General features: G+C 55.1%; 1 protein-coding gene. It reads left to right on the top strand.

What is annotated here, in order from left to right; all coding sequences use genetic code 11:
• Nucleotides 1-330, top strand: a 330-nt coding sequence (locus AC1RPH_RS08095) for a hypothetical protein (protein ID WP_481762074.1), incomplete at its 5' end; no start/stop codon positions are given.
• Nucleotides 331-343: the final 13 nt, after the last annotated feature.

Here is a 343-nt window from a genome sequence, read left to right as displayed (position 1 = left end):
GTCCTGATAGTGTTCGTGGCAGGTGCCGCACTTGGCTACGAGCTGGGTTATGACTCTGCGTGGTCAACTCAGCAGGCCACCATCAACAAAATGGCCAAGGCCGAGAATGATCGCCGCGACAGCGATAATTCGCGGCTCAACAACGCGGAGCAAGCAGCACCGAAGCTAACTCAGCAGGCTGAGGCTAAGACTCAGGTTCAGGTACAGTATCGAGACCGTATCGTGAAGGAATACTACACGCGGAATCCGAGCCCTGAAGTGTGTGCGTGGTCGGCTCCGACCGTGAATCTGATCAACCAAGTGCTAGATGGCACGAAGGACCCACGATGAAGACGTTGACAAT

This window comes from Dellaglioa sp. CoH-57-MRSF-16 (assembly GCF_056782055.1).
The sequence above is the reverse complement of the archived record's forward strand: the minus strand, read 5'-3'. Positions and strand labels throughout refer to the sequence as shown.